The 247-nt window shown below is 39.3% G+C and carries 1 pseudogene; it reads left to right on the top strand.

Features of this window, described 5'->3' with window-relative positions:
• Positions 1-215: pseudogene (locus RMT89_RS44755) on the top strand (galactokinase); the annotation flags it as partial.
• Positions 216-247 lie beyond the last annotated feature (32 nt).

Here is a 247-nt window from a genome sequence, read left to right as displayed (position 1 = left end):
GTAAAACAAGTATTCATTGGGTTAACTATGTATTAGGAGCCATTATAGAGCTTAAGCAGCGGGGTTATGACATTCAAGGATTCAATGCAGTAATTACGAGTAATCTTCCGGTAGGAGCGGGAGTATCTTCTTCTGCAGCGTTAACAAGTGCAACCCTTTTTGCTTTGAATCAACTGTTTTCACTAGGTTTAGGAAAGACAGTAATGGCAAAATGATGTTCAACTTGTTGTGCCAACTTTGCCATTAC

The organism is Streptomyces sp. P17 (assembly GCF_032436805.1).
Classification (GTDB): domain Bacteria; phylum Actinomycetota; class Actinomycetes; order Streptomycetales; family Streptomycetaceae; genus Streptomyces.
The sequence above is the reverse complement of the archived record's forward strand: the minus strand, read 5'-3'. Positions and strand labels throughout refer to the sequence as shown.